Genomic DNA, 14620 nt, shown 5'->3' on the forward strand with positions numbered 1-14620 from the left:
CTCTGTCGTATATGTTCATCGCTATGCCATGGCAAGCCGTTGTTTTACTTGGCGCATATCACCTTCCAGTACATTAACACGGGTGAGCAGAAGCTCTCTCTCTTCCTTTACCCGCACTGCTTCCTCAAGCTTACGAACCAAATCAAGATGCCCTTCCGCTATAATTCGAATATTCCTGTTTGTCACATTCTCAAGATTCACTTCAATCGTTTTAACTCTTTGCTCCAGCCTACTGATGGAACCTTTCATGTCCCGCATGTCCGCTTTCATGTCCTGCATATCCGTTTTCATACCCTGCATATCTGTTTTTATGCCCTGGATTTCTGCTAAAATAAGATCAAATCTTTCACTATCCGTCATGCTCATCCTCCTTTCCTCAAAATATTTGTTTTATGTAGGTAACGCAAGTATAACATAATCTATTTGCTGCGTCTATAATGAAATTTTGAAAAATTTTGAAAAATCAACCCCCGTATGTTGACATTTCTACTCTTATGGTATAATATATCAATATCTACACATAGTATTAAAAACTACATGTTGTAATATATAAAAAAGGAGATGCCATATGAAATTAGAACTTCAAATTAAAGATCCCGGCAGCGCCATTACCCATTTTATCGGAATGCTTATGGCCGCATTTGCCGCAACCCCCTTGCTCATCCGGGCAGCCCGACAGCCAGATACCATCCATCTGATCTCCCTTGCAATTTTTATAGGAAGTATGATTCTTCTTTATGGTGCCAGTACCACTTACCATACTTTGAACCTTTCCGAGCGTTCCAACCGAATTCTCCGAAAGATCGATCACATGATGATTTTCATCCTAATTGCAGGATCCTACACCCCCGTATGTCTGATCGTCCTGGGAGGTAACACCGGCTACAGCCTTTGCGCTCTCGTATGGGGCATCGCATTGGCAGGAATCCTCATCAAAGCATTCTGGATCACCTGTCCCAAATGGTTTTCCTCAATTTTATACATTGCCATGGGATGGGTGTGTGTATTGGCATTTACCCAGATATTGAATTCACTTTCACCTGCCGCATTCGGATGGCTGTTAGCAGGCGGCATTATCTACACCATAGGCGGTATCATCTACGCATTAAAACTGCCCATCTTCAACGCAAAGCACAAAAACTTCGGCTCCCACGAAATTTTCCACCTATTCGTTATGGGCGGAAGCATCTGCCACTTTATCATGATGTACGTATTCGTAGCTCCTATGCCAATCTAAAAAATTATCATTCACAATTGCAAAAAATTAAAACTTCCACTATAATAAAAGAACTTTCTGAACCTTAAAGGCAGAAAGTTCTTCTCATTGTAAAACAAGCCAGTCTGCCGGCTTATTTTTTCACTGCCCCATCTGTACTACCTAAAAAGGAGCCTTATGACCTACACCTACATACTAAAATGCGCCGACAACACCCTCTATACCGGCTATACAACCGATCTAAACGCTCGCCTTAAAACCCATAACCAGGGCAGAGGTGCCAAATATACCCGCTCCCGCCGTCCTGTCACCTTAGTTTACTATGAATCCTTCGCTACCAAAAAAGAAGCCATGCGCCGGGAAGCTGCCATTAAAAAATTAAGCCGTCCCCAAAAGGAACGGCTTATCGCTTCAAATCCTTTTATTGAAGGAGGGGCATAGGATCCACACTTACCCCATCCTTACGCACTTCAAAATATACATTACATCCTTCCTGTGCATAGTATTTTGTTGGTTCACTCACATAACCAATCGTCTCTCCGGCTTTCAGGTAATCTCCTTCCTTCACCATAAGCTCCTTAAGCTGTCCGTAAATTAATTCATACCCATCGCCAATATCCATAGTAACAGTTGTTCCTGTCTCATCCAATGTATCAATGGAAGTAACTTTTCCCTGAGCAGCACACATTACAGACGCATCCTGACTTCCCTGTATAATTACCGCCGGATTATACTTATACTGATTCAGGGTAGAGAAGTATACCGACTTGTCCATACTATAATCCAAAATAACATTTCCTGCAATAGGCCACATGAGCTTGTCCATATCCGGAGAAAAAGAAAGTGTGGGCTCATCTATCTCAGCATCAGCATCCATAATAGACGCCTCTTCTATCTCATCTATCACAATATTTTCTGCAATTTCCGCCTGTTCTACCTGAAAATCACTCTCCAACTCTGCACCATAGGCTGCATGAGTCTCTTTACCTTCTTCTTTTTCTTCTGTCTCCTTTTGCCGCTGTGCTGAAGCAGATGCTGCCTCCTGCCGCTGTTCCTGCTCTCTTTCCAGTTCCTGCTCCTGAGCCTTTCGTGCTTCCTCTTGTTTTTCCTTTTCCTCTGCCTGCTTTTGTTCTGCTTCCGCTACCTGCTGCTCAAGCTCCTTTTGTTTTTGATCACTTTTTCCCACCGTATACATGCCAATCATGGCAACTACGGCAAGAAGGCAAAGACTGAATGCAACTGTAACGCTTTTTCCTCCCATAAATGTACTCTTTTTCTTTCTTTTAACTGTCATAAGCTTCACCTCTATACTAGATTTCACATGTTTCGCTGTGCTGCTAACCATAGCATAGCCACTTTAATTGAAGCTTATACATTCCACATTTTTATAAAAATAGAGTAATATTTCCAGGTATGTTTTGCCTTCATCCGCAAAGCGATTTGCCTGATACATGCTTAATCCCAAACCATGTCCTAACCCCTTTGTTACTACCCTGACGCCTTCTTCCGTCTGTTCTAAAGTAAAGCTGCTGGAATTCAGGGAAAAACGGCTGCGAAATTCCTCTCCTGCCAGTATTTCTTCTCCTATACGGATCTTCGTCACATATCTCGCATCATCCTGTTCTACAATTACTGGTAGTTCATCCAATGAAAGAACTTGTACTTTTAGATAATCTGCAGCCTCCACATCAGTTGGACAGTCCACCGATTCCAAATAGAAATACCCCTCCCCCAATACCTGACCGCTGCGTGTTTTCCCTGCACTGATTGCATGATAAGGCAAATCCACCAATTGCTGATCAATTGTCAAAACCTGACCTGCTGTGGAAGAAACAATCTGCTCAAGCTTTGTATAATTAGTTTCCCACTGTTCATATCCCCACAGCTCTTCCAGCTCATCTGGCGAGGAATATGCAAACCCCATAGCCTTCAAATCATCTTCCTGAATAGCTTCTGCAGCCTCTGACAAACTTTTTATTCCATAGAATTCCATGCTTTTCTTCAAGAGATTTGTCCGTATAATTACTGCTTGGGCTTTCAATGCCTCTGTTTGATAAGAGACTGACATCTGCCCGGGCAAAATTCCTGCCACATAATCCTCCAACCCTGGAGCTTCCGCCTGTTCTTTTTGTCCTCTCATATTTCCTGTGCGAAAGACTACTGCCACATATGGAAGTAATATTAAAATAATGAAGATTGATATTCCTGTCTTTATTTTTTCTCTCATTTTACATTTTATGAACAGCCTAAAAAAATAGACTTTTTCTATTATAAGAGGACTTCCTTTTATACATAGAAAAGAGACAGTGTCTCTCCAGCAAAGAAGCAGCACTGTCTCTTATTTATTTCCATTTTCTATTTTTAATACCGGTAAATAACTTTACACGCTCTGATTATTGCAGCTCCACAGTAATCTTATCAAGATGCCAGATCTCATCCACATACTCCTGGATGGTTCGGTCAGAGGAGAACTTTCCGCAGGAAGCCGTATTCATAATAGCCTTCTTTGCCCAGCCCTTTTCATCCCGATAAGCTTCCTCCACCTTAGTATGGGCATCCGCATAGGAACGGAAGTCCTTCAGAATAAAGTAAGTATCCGCACGATCACTATTCTTGGTATTCAGAAGAGAATTATAAATATCCCGGAACCGCTCCGGATCATTGGGTGCATAATAACCATTGATAAGCTGCATCAATACCTGGCGGATATCCTGGTCCGCATTAAAGATATCCATGGGATTGTAACCGCCATTCTGCTCGTAATTGATAACCTCATCAGAGCTTAAGCCAAAGATAACGGCGTTCTCCTCACCCATCTCCTCCACCATCTCTACATTAGCTCCGTCCATAGTTCCGATAGTAATAGCGCCGTTCAGCATGAGCTTCATATTACCGGTACCGGAAGCTTCCTTGCTGGCCGTGGAAATCTGCTCGGACACATCAGCCGCTGCGAAGATCCACTCCGCATTGGATACCCGATAATCTTCAATAAATACTACCTTCAGCTTCCCGTTAATAGAAGCATCGTTGTTGATCACTTCTGCCACGGCATTGATCAGCTTGATGGTCAGCTTTGCACGGTGATAGCCTGCAGCCGCCTTAGCGCCGAAGATAAAGGTTCTCGGATAGAAGGGCATCTCCGGATGCTCCTTGATCTGATTGTACAGATACATCACATGAAGAATATTCATCAGCTGACGCTTATACTCATGCAGACGCTTTACCTGTACATCAAAGATAGATCTGGGATCTACCTCCACCCCATTATGCTCCAGAATGTATTTTGCAAGGCGTACCTTATTCTGGTACTTGATATTCATAAATTCCTGCTGAGCCTTTTCATCATCCGCATAAATCTTAAGCTTGCTGATCTGAGACAAATCCGTAATCCATTCATCACCGATGTGCTCGGTTACCCAGGATGCCAGCAGCGGATTGCCGTGAAGCAGGAAGCGGCGCTGTGTGATTCCATTTGTCTTATTGTTGAACTTCTCCGGCATCATCTGGTAGAAGTCTTTAAGCTCCTGATTTTTCAAAATCTCCGTATGAAGTCTTGCCACGCCATTTACGGAATAGCCTGCGGCAATTGCCAGATGAGCCATCTTCACCTGTCCGTCATAGATAATGGCCATCTTGCGTACCTTTTCATGATCTCCCGGATATTTCTTCTGAATCTCCAGGATAAAGCGGCGGTTGATCTCCTCAATGATCTGGTATACGCGGGGAAGCAGTCTGGAAAACAGCTCAATCGGCCATTTCTCCAACGCCTCTGACATAATTGTATGGTTTGTATACGCACAGGTCTTTGTGGTTACTTCCCATGCTTCATCCCACTCCAGGTGCTCCTCATCAAGCAGCACACGCATCAGCTCTGCAACTGCTACGGTCGGATGTGTATCATTTAACTGGAAGGTTGCCTTCTCATAAAACTTACGAATGTCCTTGTGAACTTCCTTATACTTTGCCACTGCCCTCTGAACGCTGGCAGAGATAAAGAAGTACTGCTGTTTCAGGCGAAGCTCTTTTCCTGCCATATGGTTATCATTGGGGTAGAGAACCTCAACGATCAGTTTTGCCAGATTTTCCTCCTCCACGGCCTTCTGATACTCTCCTTTGTCAAAGGAATCCAGGTGGAATGAGTTCATAGGCTCCGCATCCCAGATACGAAGAGTATTGACTACATTGTTGCCATAACCTACTACCGGCAGATCACAGGGAACCGCACGAACGCTCTGATAGCCCTTCTGTACAAAATGATTCCTTCCCTTTTCGTCTATCTCAATATCTACATAGCCGCCGAATTTTACAATCTCAGCATACTCCGGTCTGCGAAGTTCAAAGGGGTTGCCGTTCTTCAGCCACTCGTCCGGCACCTCAAGCTGATAGCCGTCTTTGATCTTCTGTTTGAACATTCCATAATGATAGCGGATTCCGCATCCGTATGCCACATAACCCAGGGTAGACAGAGAATCCAGGAAGCAGGCTGCCAGCCGCCCAAGTCCGCCGTTTCCAAGAGCTGCATCCGGTTCCTGGTCCTCAATCAGATTCAGGTCGCATCCCAATTCCTCCAGGGCTTCCTTTACGCCGTCATAAAAAGTCAGGTTGATCAGATTGTTTCCCAAAGCACGCCCCATCAAAAACTCCATAGACATGTAGTAGACAATCTTAGGATCCTTCTTCTTCATTTCCTCCTGGGTTGCAAGCCAGGCATCAATCACAGCATCCTTCGTAGCCAATGCTACCGCATTGAAAATCTGCTGCTGGGTCGCCTCCTCCATGTTCTTACGGTACAGTGTCTTTACATTGTAAACAACACTTCTTTTGAAGAGTTCCTTATCAAAAGGTCTCTTGCTCATGGTAAATCCCTCCTGTTATATTATTTTTCTTTATGGACGTTCCACACCTAGGGTCACATCCTCCCCGTTGATGCTCCAGTCCTTTACATATCCCTTTGTCTCGCCGATTCTTACCTCAAGAGCCAATACCTCTGACTGAATGGCTTCCCTGTGAGATGTAAGAAGCTCCGCTATCTTATCATTTCCCTGACAATAAACAACGATCTTATCCATCACCTCAAAGTCGGCTTCCTTGCGCATGGTCTGAATCTTGCTGATGATCTCCCGGATAAAGCCTTCCTCAATCAGCTCCGGCGTCAGCTTGGTGTCAAGAACCACCGTAATCTCATTGTCTCCGTCAGATACATAGCCCTCGGTCTGGGCCATATCGATCAGCAGATCTTCTTCTGATAATACCACAGATACACCGTTTACGTCAAATGTGAGGCTGCCTTTTTCCTTCAGCTCATCCATAGCTGCGTTGCCGTCCACCTCTGCCAGATAGGTACGGATTCCGTTGAGAGATTTTCCGTACTTCGGCCCTACGGTCTTAAGCTGAGGCTTGAAGCTGTAGGTGGTAAAGGAGCGCACGTCGTCCGTAAAGGAGACGGCTTTCACATTCAGCTCATCCCGGATGATATCCTGATAATAACCGTCGAGCTTATAGGGCGCCTTCACAAACATATCGGCAATGGGCTGGCGATTCTTAATATTTGCCGCATTTCTGCATGCCCGGCCCATGACTACAATCCGTAGAACCTCGTCCATATTCTTCTCAAGGTCTTTGTCTATCCATTCCGTCTTTACCTTGGGGAAGTCACAGAGGTGAATACTCTCCGGCGCGCTCTTGTCAATGCCGCACACCAGATTCCGATAAATATCCTCGGTGATAAACGGCACCATAGGAGCCGCCGCCTTGCAGATAGTTACAAGGGCGGTGTAGAGGGTCATATAAGCATTTACTTTATCCTGCTCCATGCCCTTTGCCCAGAACCGTTCCCGGCTGCGGCGCACATACCAGTTGCTCATATCGTCCACAAACTCCTGAAGCGCTCTGGCTGTCTCAGGAATCCGGTAGTTGGCCAGATTATCATCCACCTGACCCACGACGGTGTTAAGCTTGGAGAGAAGCCATTTGTCCATGACATTCAGGGAATCATAGTTCAGCTCATATTTTGTCGCATCAAAATTATCAATGTTTGCATACAGTACAAAGAAAGCGTAAGTATTCCACAGAGTACCCATGAATTTGCGCTGTCCTTCCATCACGGCCTTTCCATGAAAACGGTTGGGCAGCCAGGGAGCGCTGTTCACATAGAAGTACCAGCGGATGGCGTCCGCACCGTAGGTTGCCAGTGCATCAAAGGGATCTACGGCATTTCCTTTGGACTTGCTCATCTTCTGTCCGTTCTCGTCCTGCACATGGCCCAGTACGATAACATTTTCATAGGGGGCCTTGTTGAAAATCAGCGTGGACTCGGCGAGCAGGGAATAGAACCAGCCTCTTGTCTGGTCCACAGCCTCGGAAATAAACTGGGCCGGGAACTGCTGCTCAAACAAATCCTGATTTTCAAAGGGATAGTGGTGCTGTGCAAAGGGCATGGCTCCGGAATCAAACCAGCAGTCAATGACCTCCGGGACGCGGTGCATTTCCCTGCCGCACTCCGGGCACTTGACGGTAATCTCATCAATGTAGGGGCGGTGAAGCTCTACGGTCAGCGCTTTTTCATTGCCGCTCATCTCCAAAAGCTCCTGGCGGCTTCCGATGGCATGCTGATGGCCGCACTCGCACTCCCATACGTTTAAGGGCGTTCCCCAGTAGCGGTTCCGGCTGATTCCCCAGTCCTGAATATTCTCAAGCCAGTCTCCGAAGCGGCCTTTGCCGATGCTCTCCGGAATCCAGTTGATGGTGTTGTTGTTGCGGATCAAGTCCTCCTTGACCGCTGTCATTTTGATAAACCAGGATTCCCTTGCGTAGTAGATAAGGGGCGTATCACAGCGCCAGCAGAAGGGATAATCATGCTCAAACTTGGGCGCCAAGAAGAGCTTGCCTTCCTTGTCCAGATCCTTGAGGATCTCTGGGTCCGCCTTTTTGACAAACATTCCCGCATAGGGAGTTTCCTCTGTCATATCGCCCTTGCCGTCCACAAACTGTACAAAGGGCAGATCGTACCTGCGGCCTACCTGAGCGTCATCCTCACCGAAGGCCGGTGCGATGTGTACGATTCCCGTTCCGTCTGTCATAGTAACGTAAGTGTCGCACGTTACATAGTGGCCTTTTTTCTTCTGCTTTGCGGCTGCCTCGCCGGTACAGGGGAATAGCGGCTCATATTCCTTGTATTCCAGATCCGTTCCTTTGAAAGTCTCAAGGATCTCATAAGCCGGCTGATCTTCTTCGGTCAGAGAACCAAGCACCTTGTCAAGCAGTTCCTGTGCCATATAATAGGTATAGCCGTCCGCTGCCTTTGCCTTTACGTAAGTGTCATTTGGATTGACACAGAGGGCTACGTTGGAGGGCAGGGTCCAGGGTGTTGTGGTCCATGCCAGGAAATATGCATCCTCTCCCACTACCTTAAAGCGGACAATGGCGGAACGCTCCTTTACTGCCTTATAGCCCTGAGCCACCTCATGAGAGGACAGGGGAGTCCCGCAGCGGGGGCAGTAGGGTACAATCTTAAATCCTTTGTATAAAAGACCCTTTTTCCAAATCTCCTTTAAAGCCCACCATTCGGATTCGATGTAATCATCATGATAGGTTACGTAGGGATCATCCATATCGGCCCAGAATCCTACGGTACCGGAGAAATCCTCCCACATGCCCTTGTATTTCCAGACGCTTTCCTTGCATTTTGTGATAAAGGGATCGAGACCGTATTCCTCGATCTGTTCTTTTCCGTCAAGGCCCAGAAGCTTCTCTACCTCCAGCTCAACGGGGAGTCCGTGGGTGTCCCAGCCGGCTTTTCTCGGAACCATATAGCCCTTCATGGTGCGGTATCTGGGAATCATATCCTTGATAACACGGGTCAGTACATGTCCGATGTGTGGCTTTCCGTTGGCTGTGGGCGGTCCGTCATAAAAGGTATAGGTTTCGCCGTCCTTGCGGTTTTCCATACTTTTCTCAAAAATGTGGTTTTCTTTCCAGAAGTTTTCCACATTTTTTTCCCGCTCTACAAAATTCAGATTGGGTGATACTTTTTCGTACATAAGTGCCTCCTGTTGATTTTACTTCTTTCAAAAATAAAGCTCCCATCCTGTAAAAGGACGGAAGCCTTGCTTCTGTTATACCACCTGTTACTGCATGCTGTCACATGCGTTTCCCTTTAACGGAGGAAGGCCGTCAGTACCTATGAAAGCAGTCCTGTAACAGATGCTTTCCTTCAGCCTGTAGCTCGGAAGTGATCTTCGGAAAAATCCTACTTGCACCGGGCTTTCACCCTCCCCGGCTCGCTTTGCCGTTTGGACTTTTCTTACTCTCTTCGTCTCTGCCTTTTCTTATCGTTCATTAGTATAACGTGTTTTTGCTTGGTTTGTCAATGTTTTCGGTCTTTTTATTGTAGCTTTTTCCTTACTTATTATGCTTTTTTATAAGTAAAAGCCTTTTAAATCCGGCTTTATTTTTTAATTATTACATTTTTTCTTAAAGAATTGTAAACTTTTTGTAATAGACCTTGCACCCGAAAAAAAAATAACATATACTTGTAGGTGTTATTTTTCTATTCACTAATTTTACTACTGAAAAAATTTCTCTCTATATACAGAACTGTTCCATATTTATACCTTATTTCGTTGTTTTCTTAAAAGGAGTTTTCACTATGAAATTTTCACATAGATTCTGGGTTGCCGCTTTATGTCTGGCTCTTTTAGGTTCTCTTTGTCTTCATTCCATTAATGCGGATGCTGCAAAAAAACGCAGACCTACGGCCGCTGAAATCGCTGCTGCAGAGCAGGCGGAAAAAGAACGTCAGGAGGCTTATAATAAAACTATTGATTCCAATCAAATTGAGAACTGGCCGCAGGGACCGCAAATTTATGCGGAATCTGCCGTTATCATGGAAGCCGATACAGGTGCCATTCTTTATAATAAGGATATGGATATGATCAATTTTCCTGCCAGTATTACCAAAATAATGACAGCCCTTATTACATTGGAAAATTGTTCTCTGGATGAAACAGTTACCTATTCCTATTATGCTACACATTCTATTGAAGCCAACAGCAGCAGTATCGGGCGGACAGAGGGTGAAGAACTGACTGTAGAAGAGTCCCTCTATGCACTGTTATTGGCATCCGCCAATGAATGCGGCAATGCTCTGGCAGAGCATGTAGCCGGGTCAGTAGAAGCCTTTGCGGATATGATGAATGAAAAGGCCGCAGAACTTGGATGTACCAACACACATTTTGTAAATCCTCATGGTCTTCATGATGAGAATCATTATACCACTGCTTATGACATGGCACTAATTATGAATGCGGCACTTCAAAATGAAAATTTTGTCCGCATTTCCGGAACAGGTACCTACAATCTGCGTGCTACAAATAAAAGTGACGAGATTGTATATATGAAAAATCATCATTATATGATTGGTCCTTACAAAAATATTACCAAGTATCTGGATGATACTGTAATATCTGGAAAAACCGGAGGTACATCTGCCGCTAAGAATACACTTGTTACTGCCGCAAAGCGGGGCGGCATGACATTCATTATTGTTACTATGCGGACTGCCGGTACCGGTGAAGCTGGTATTCCTTTGTTTCCGGATACAGCCCTGCTTCTGGATTATGCCTCGGAAAATTTCAGTAAAGTAGATGTATCTGTTAATGAGACAAATTTCTCAGTCAATAGTCCTGGATTTTTTCACACTGGAAGCGCAATTTTTGGTCAGACAGAATCTCTTATTGAAATTAATAAAAATGATTACATTGTCTTGCCAAATGATGTGCCTTTTACCGAGGCTTCACCGGAACTTATTTTTCATAATGAAGAAGATGCTGATACCATCGCAACCTTATCTTATACTTGGCAGGGGCAGTATATTGGTTCCGCTTCTATTCAGCTTTCCCAGTCGAAAATACAAAATTTTGCCTTTGATCGGGAAACAGGAGATATGGAAGATGACAACATAATAAATGATTCGGAAAATGCACCAAAAAGATTTATTCAGATCAATATTCGAATGATTCTGACTTTTGTCTTAATTGGAGCTACTTTCATTTTATTTTGTTTTCTTTTTTGGAAGCTGGCAAAACACTGGAATCTTACCAATAAAATAAAAAGCCTTCGCAGGCGTAAACGACGGAAGCACAGGAAGCGCAGGAAAAAAACTCCCCGAAACCGCTATCAGCGGACTCCTAAAAAGCGCAGTTCTCCTTATTCGGATTTGGATTTGTAAAGAATGTAAAAAATCGTTACAAGAGCAGTCATATACTTAAAAATGATTGCTGTAACGATTTTTTAATTACAAACTATATTACAATTTTTTTGCTTCAATCATTCTCTCCTGAAATTGTACATAAAAATCCCGCTCTTTCTCATAAGGCTTTAGATAAAAATTTTTCAAAAGATACATGCTGAGACTTTTTTGAAAATTTTCTTCTTCTGTGTGTTTTAATCGTCTGGATAAAGATTTTAAAAAATAATGCCATTCATTAATAAAGGCTTCATTTCTTTTTGCATCTGGTGTATCAATCCATTTTTGTACTTTTACCTTTGTTTTCGGCTCTTTTCGGCATTCATGTATTTGAATAAAATATTGAAAGCCCCCATTTTCATAATAACGCCCTAAAGGGAATATTCGGCATATTCCCGGACGAAACATATGAATCTCACATCGTCCATTGGAATTTAAAAATCCACATTGTTCTTTTATACCAGTCATTTTCATATTCGGAAGGACAATTCCCTCTACTACGTTTAATTCGACTTTTTCTTCTAACAATTGCTCAAAGGATAAATTCAAGCCTGTAGTTAATCGAAACCCATCATAAGGATCCAGTACAATGCTGCTTCCCATTCCACGACAACAATCAGAACAGTCTCTACATCCGCCGCAGTCTGCTTTTACCATATCTCGCAGACTATAGAATCGTCCGTCTGAAACTTTCTTCATATCTATTTCCCGATCCATCTTTACTTCTCCTTGTCTTTCTTGCATCTTTTTATTTTCACTACATCCTGTATGTATTTTAAATACATAAAAACTTAAATTCCGTAATATCTCTATTTCTTTTATTCATTTTTCACTTGTGTAGTTATTTATTTTATGGTACACTCTTAACTGGAAGTCAGTCAAGACTGATTTTCTTTTGTTTCCGTAGCTCAGCTGGATAGAGCGACCGCCTCCTAAGAGAACCTACAACGGAAACTTTTTGGAGGAGCAGAAGCCGCAAGTCACACACAATTTTATACACGTTTCCGTAGCTCAGATGGATAGAGCGACCGCCTCCTAATATCCCGGTCATCAAAGTCCGTGGAGGTAAGAAAGCTCTTTTCATAAACTTCATATCGTTCGAGTCCTCGTAGCTCAGCTGGATAGAGCACACGCCTCCTAAGAAAGTGTTCCAACGCTCGCCTTGGGAGGGCAAGGAAAATGTTGCGAGTTCCACAATTTCATAGTTTTTATAAATGTTTCCGTAGCTCAGTTGGATAGAGCGACCGCCTCCTAAGCGGTAGGTCGGGTGTTCGAGTCACCTCGGGAACGCCAAAAACCCCGCCGAAAGCCCTGTAAAATCAAGGTTTTCGGCGTTTCTTATTTTCCGAGAGAAATCGGACAGGTAGCAAAGTGCGATTAGCAGAAGCCCATCTTGCTAATCAAACGCACCAGAGGAAAGTTGAACTTTGATTTTTTATTCATCGCTTAGCCTGCTTCGGCTTGCTAATGATTAGCAGGATTTTTGCCGAGTTTGCTAATCAAAATGCCTTTCCTGCTAATTTCCCGAAAAAAGCTGCTAAAAATCGTGCTAATTTGAAAGGCGATAGTTCCAAGTCCAATAGCTTATTTTATAGGTTTACCTGCTACCAGATACGGCACATTTGAGTATCCCATCGCTTCTATATATAATGGAAGCAGGAAAGGACGGTGAGTTGCATGAGAGAAAAGAAAACTCACATATATGTGGATAGCCAAGAAAGAACATTGCTTTTACATAGCCTTGTGGAGCTGAAAAATCAGCTCATACGGCAAGGCAAATACGGGGACTGCGTTGACGAGATTATCTTCAAGGTAGCCAATGCCCCCGTCAAAAGAGTAAAAATTGAATATGTCTAAGGCACATCTTTATGAAGCCGCTTATTCTTAACCCTTTTAAGAGTAAGCGGCTTTTTTGCGTTCTGCGTCCTCTGATACAGTTACATAGCCGCCTTTGACAAAGCGGCTAAATCTATGCGAAAGGAGGACGCACCCATGTCAAATTGCAAAGTAATCGCTTTAAGCAATCAGAAAGGCGGTGTCGGCAAGACCACCACGGCGGTCAATCTGGGCGTAAGTCTGGCACAGCAGGGCAAGAAAGTCCTGCTCATTGATGCCGATGCACAGGCAAATCTAACCATGTCCCTCGGCTATAACAGACCAGACGATTTACCAGTCACACTCTCCACCATCATGCAGGACATCATTGAGGACAATCCCATAGATGTTCAGAAAAGTATCCTGCACCACGGCGAGGGCGTTGACCTGTTACCGTCCAATATTGAGCTGTCGGGCTTGGAAGTAAGGCTGATTAACGCCATAAGCCGTGAAAGTGTGCTGAAAACCTGCGTGAACGAGGTCAAAAAGAATTACGACTACTGTTTAATAGACTGTATGCCGAGCCTTGGTATGCTCACCATCAACGCACTGGCGGCGGCTGACAGCGTGGTTATCCCTACGCAGCCCCACTATCTTTCTGCCAAAGGCTTAGAGCTGTTGCTTCGCTCCGTGTCGAAAGTCAGACGGCAAATCAATCCCCCTTTGCGGATTGACGGCATCCTTATGACGATGGTAATGCCCCGCACGAACATCTCCAAGGAAATCACCGCCACGGTGAAAAGTGCCTACGGACAGAAAATCAAGGTATTTGATACCCAGATACCCCATTCCATCCGTGCCGTGGAAGCCACCGCAGAGGGGAAAAGCATTTTTGCCTATGACAAAGGCGGCAAGGTAGCCGCAGCTTATGAGCAGTTCGGAAAGGAGGTGGCAGAGCTTGGCGAAAGGCAAAAGAGCAGAAATCGAACTGACTGCATACGATGACATCTTTGAAACAGATGAAAGCCGTGCAGAAGCCGCACTCAGTAAGATAAGGGACATTCCCCTTGCGGAGATTGACGAGTTTCCAGACCACCCGTTCAAGGTCTTAATGGACGAGGATATGGAGCAGCTTGTCGATAGCATCAAGCGAAGCGGCGTGATGACCCCTGCTACTGTTCGTCTGAAAGAGGACGGGCGGTATGAGCTTATCAGCGGTCACAGGCGAAAAAAGGCTTGCGAGCTTGCAGGGCTTGAAATGCTCAAATGCGAGGTCAAGGAGCTGACCCATGACGAAGCGATTATTGTCATGGTGGAAAGCAATCTCCAACGCTCTGTCATTC

12 protein-coding genes and 1 tRNA gene are annotated in these 14620 nt (G+C 44.5%); 7 read left to right on the forward strand and 6 right to left on the reverse strand.

Translation table 11 applies throughout. The annotated features are described in order from the left end of the window. Positions 1 to 21 precede the first annotated feature (21 nt). A complete protein-coding gene (locus VSQ61_RS14295; RefSeq protein ID WP_334345068.1) occupies positions 22 to 360 on the reverse strand; it encodes a hypothetical protein in 339 nt (112 codons plus the stop codon). A 208-nt stretch (positions 361 to 568) separates the two neighbouring features. Between VSQ61_RS14295 and trhA the strand changes: the two genes are divergently transcribed. Together trhA and VSQ61_RS14305 are read left to right on the forward strand one after the other, a co-directional pair. Then, on the forward strand, positions 569 to 1237 hold the full coding sequence (gene trhA, locus VSQ61_RS14300; protein WP_334345069.1) for a PAQR family membrane homeostasis protein TrhA: 669 nt from the start codon (positions 569 to 571) through the stop codon (positions 1235 to 1237). A 156-nt stretch (positions 1238 to 1393) separates the two neighbouring features. Continuing rightward, complete coding sequence (locus tag VSQ61_RS14305) at positions 1394 to 1657, forward strand: GIY-YIG nuclease family protein (protein WP_334345070.1); 264 nt, start codon at positions 1394 to 1396, stop codon at positions 1655 to 1657. On the opposite strand, the gene VSQ61_RS14310 is transcribed toward VSQ61_RS14305, so the two are convergent. The 4 genes from VSQ61_RS14310 to ileS all read right to left on the reverse strand — a co-directional run bounded on the left by VSQ61_RS14310 (position 1638) and on the right by ileS (position 9255). Then, entirely contained in the window at positions 1638 to 2510 is an 873-nt protein-coding gene (locus VSQ61_RS14310) for a murein hydrolase activator EnvC family protein (protein WP_334345071.1), read from the reverse strand. The genes VSQ61_RS14305 and VSQ61_RS14310 overlap by 20 nt on opposite strands. Positions 2511 to 2573: 63 nt before the next feature. Then, a complete protein-coding gene (locus VSQ61_RS14315; RefSeq protein WP_334345072.1) occupies positions 2574 to 3356 on the reverse strand; it encodes a SpoIID/LytB domain-containing protein in 783 nt (260 codons plus the stop codon). Between the two features lie 253 nt (positions 3357 to 3609). Further along, the gene (locus tag VSQ61_RS14320) at positions 3610 to 6072 is read right to left on the reverse strand and encodes a glycogen/starch/alpha-glucan phosphorylase (protein WP_334345073.1); all 2463 of its coding nucleotides are present in this window, start codon (positions 6070 to 6072) and stop codon (positions 3610 to 3612) included. 30 nt (positions 6073 to 6102) lie between these two features. Further along, on the reverse strand, positions 6103 to 9255 hold the full coding sequence (gene ileS, locus VSQ61_RS14325) for an isoleucine--tRNA ligase (protein ID WP_334345074.1): 3153 nt from the start codon (positions 9253 to 9255) through the stop codon (positions 6103 to 6105). Between the two features lie 608 nt (positions 9256 to 9863). Here ileS and VSQ61_RS14330 point away from each other — a divergent pair. Further along, positions 9864 to 11444, forward strand: a complete 1581-nt coding sequence (locus tag VSQ61_RS14330) for a D-alanyl-D-alanine carboxypeptidase family protein (RefSeq protein ID WP_334345075.1) — start codon at positions 9864 to 9866, stop codon at positions 11442 to 11444. A gap of 78 nt (positions 11445 to 11522) precedes the next feature. On the opposite strand, the gene VSQ61_RS14335 is transcribed toward VSQ61_RS14330, so the two are convergent. Next, positions 11523 to 12179, reverse strand: coding sequence for a YkgJ family cysteine cluster protein (locus tag VSQ61_RS14335; RefSeq protein WP_334345076.1), 657 nt, complete (start codon positions 12177 to 12179; stop codon positions 11523 to 11525). 499 nt (positions 12180 to 12678) lie between these two features. On the opposite strand from VSQ61_RS14335, the gene VSQ61_RS14340 reads away from it, so the two are divergent. From VSQ61_RS14340 to VSQ61_RS14355, 4 genes are all read left to right on the forward strand, one after another. Continuing rightward, a tRNA-Arg gene (locus VSQ61_RS14340) sits at positions 12679 to 12755 on the forward strand. Between the two features lie 384 nt (positions 12756 to 13139). Further along, positions 13140 to 13319, forward strand: a complete 180-nt coding sequence (locus tag VSQ61_RS14345; protein ID WP_334345077.1) for a hypothetical protein — start codon at positions 13140 to 13142, stop codon at positions 13317 to 13319. A 135-nt stretch (positions 13320 to 13454) separates the two neighbouring features. Next, positions 13455 to 14282 (forward strand): ParA family protein, encoded by an 828-nt coding sequence (locus VSQ61_RS14350; protein ID WP_334345078.1) that lies wholly within the window; start codon positions 13455 to 13457, stop codon positions 14280 to 14282. Then, on the forward strand, positions 14236 to 14620 hold a 385-nt coding region (locus VSQ61_RS14355; RefSeq protein WP_334345079.1), incomplete at its 3' end, for a ParB N-terminal domain-containing protein. The genes VSQ61_RS14350 and VSQ61_RS14355, both read left to right, overlap by 47 nt.

The sequence above is a fragment of the Candidatus Merdisoma sp. JLR.KK006 genome (genome assembly GCF_036941035.1).
GTDB lineage: Bacteria > Bacillota > Clostridia > Lachnospirales > Lachnospiraceae > Laedolimicola.

Excerpts from the sequence above, each read along its gene's own strand:
- VSQ61_RS14330 (WP_334345075.1), top strand. The coding sequence starts at position 9,864 with ATGAAATTTTCACATAGATTCTGGGTTGCCGCTTTATGTCTGGCTCTT.
- ileS (WP_334345074.1), bottom strand. The coding sequence starts at position 9,255 with ATGTACGAAAAAGTATCACCCAATCTGAATTTTGTAGAGCGGGAAAAA.
- VSQ61_RS14350 (WP_334345078.1), top strand. The coding sequence starts at position 13,455 with ATGTCAAATTGCAAAGTAATCGCTTTAAGCAATCAGAAAGGCGGTGTC.
- VSQ61_RS14295 (WP_334345068.1), bottom strand. The coding sequence starts at position 360 with ATGACGGATAGTGAAAGATTTGATCTTATTTTAGCAGAAATCCAGGGC.
- VSQ61_RS14305 (WP_334345070.1), top strand. The coding sequence starts at position 1,394 with ATGACCTACACCTACATACTAAAATGCGCCGACAACACCCTCTATACC.
- VSQ61_RS14345 (WP_334345077.1), top strand. The coding sequence starts at position 13,140 with ATGAGAGAAAAGAAAACTCACATATATGTGGATAGCCAAGAAAGAACA.
- VSQ61_RS14310 (WP_334345071.1), bottom strand. The coding sequence starts at position 2,510 with ATGACAGTTAAAAGAAAGAAAAAGAGTACATTTATGGGAGGAAAAAGC.
- VSQ61_RS14315 (WP_334345072.1), bottom strand. The coding sequence starts at position 3,356 with ATGAGAGGACAAAAAGAACAGGCGGAAGCTCCAGGGTTGGAGGATTAT.
- trhA (WP_334345069.1), top strand. The coding sequence starts at position 569 with ATGAAATTAGAACTTCAAATTAAAGATCCCGGCAGCGCCATTACCCAT.
- VSQ61_RS14335 (WP_334345076.1), bottom strand. The coding sequence starts at position 12,179 with ATGGATCGGGAAATAGATATGAAGAAAGTTTCAGACGGACGATTCTAT.
- VSQ61_RS14320 (WP_334345073.1), bottom strand. The coding sequence starts at position 6,072 with ATGAGCAAGAGACCTTTTGATAAGGAACTCTTCAAAAGAAGTGTTGTT.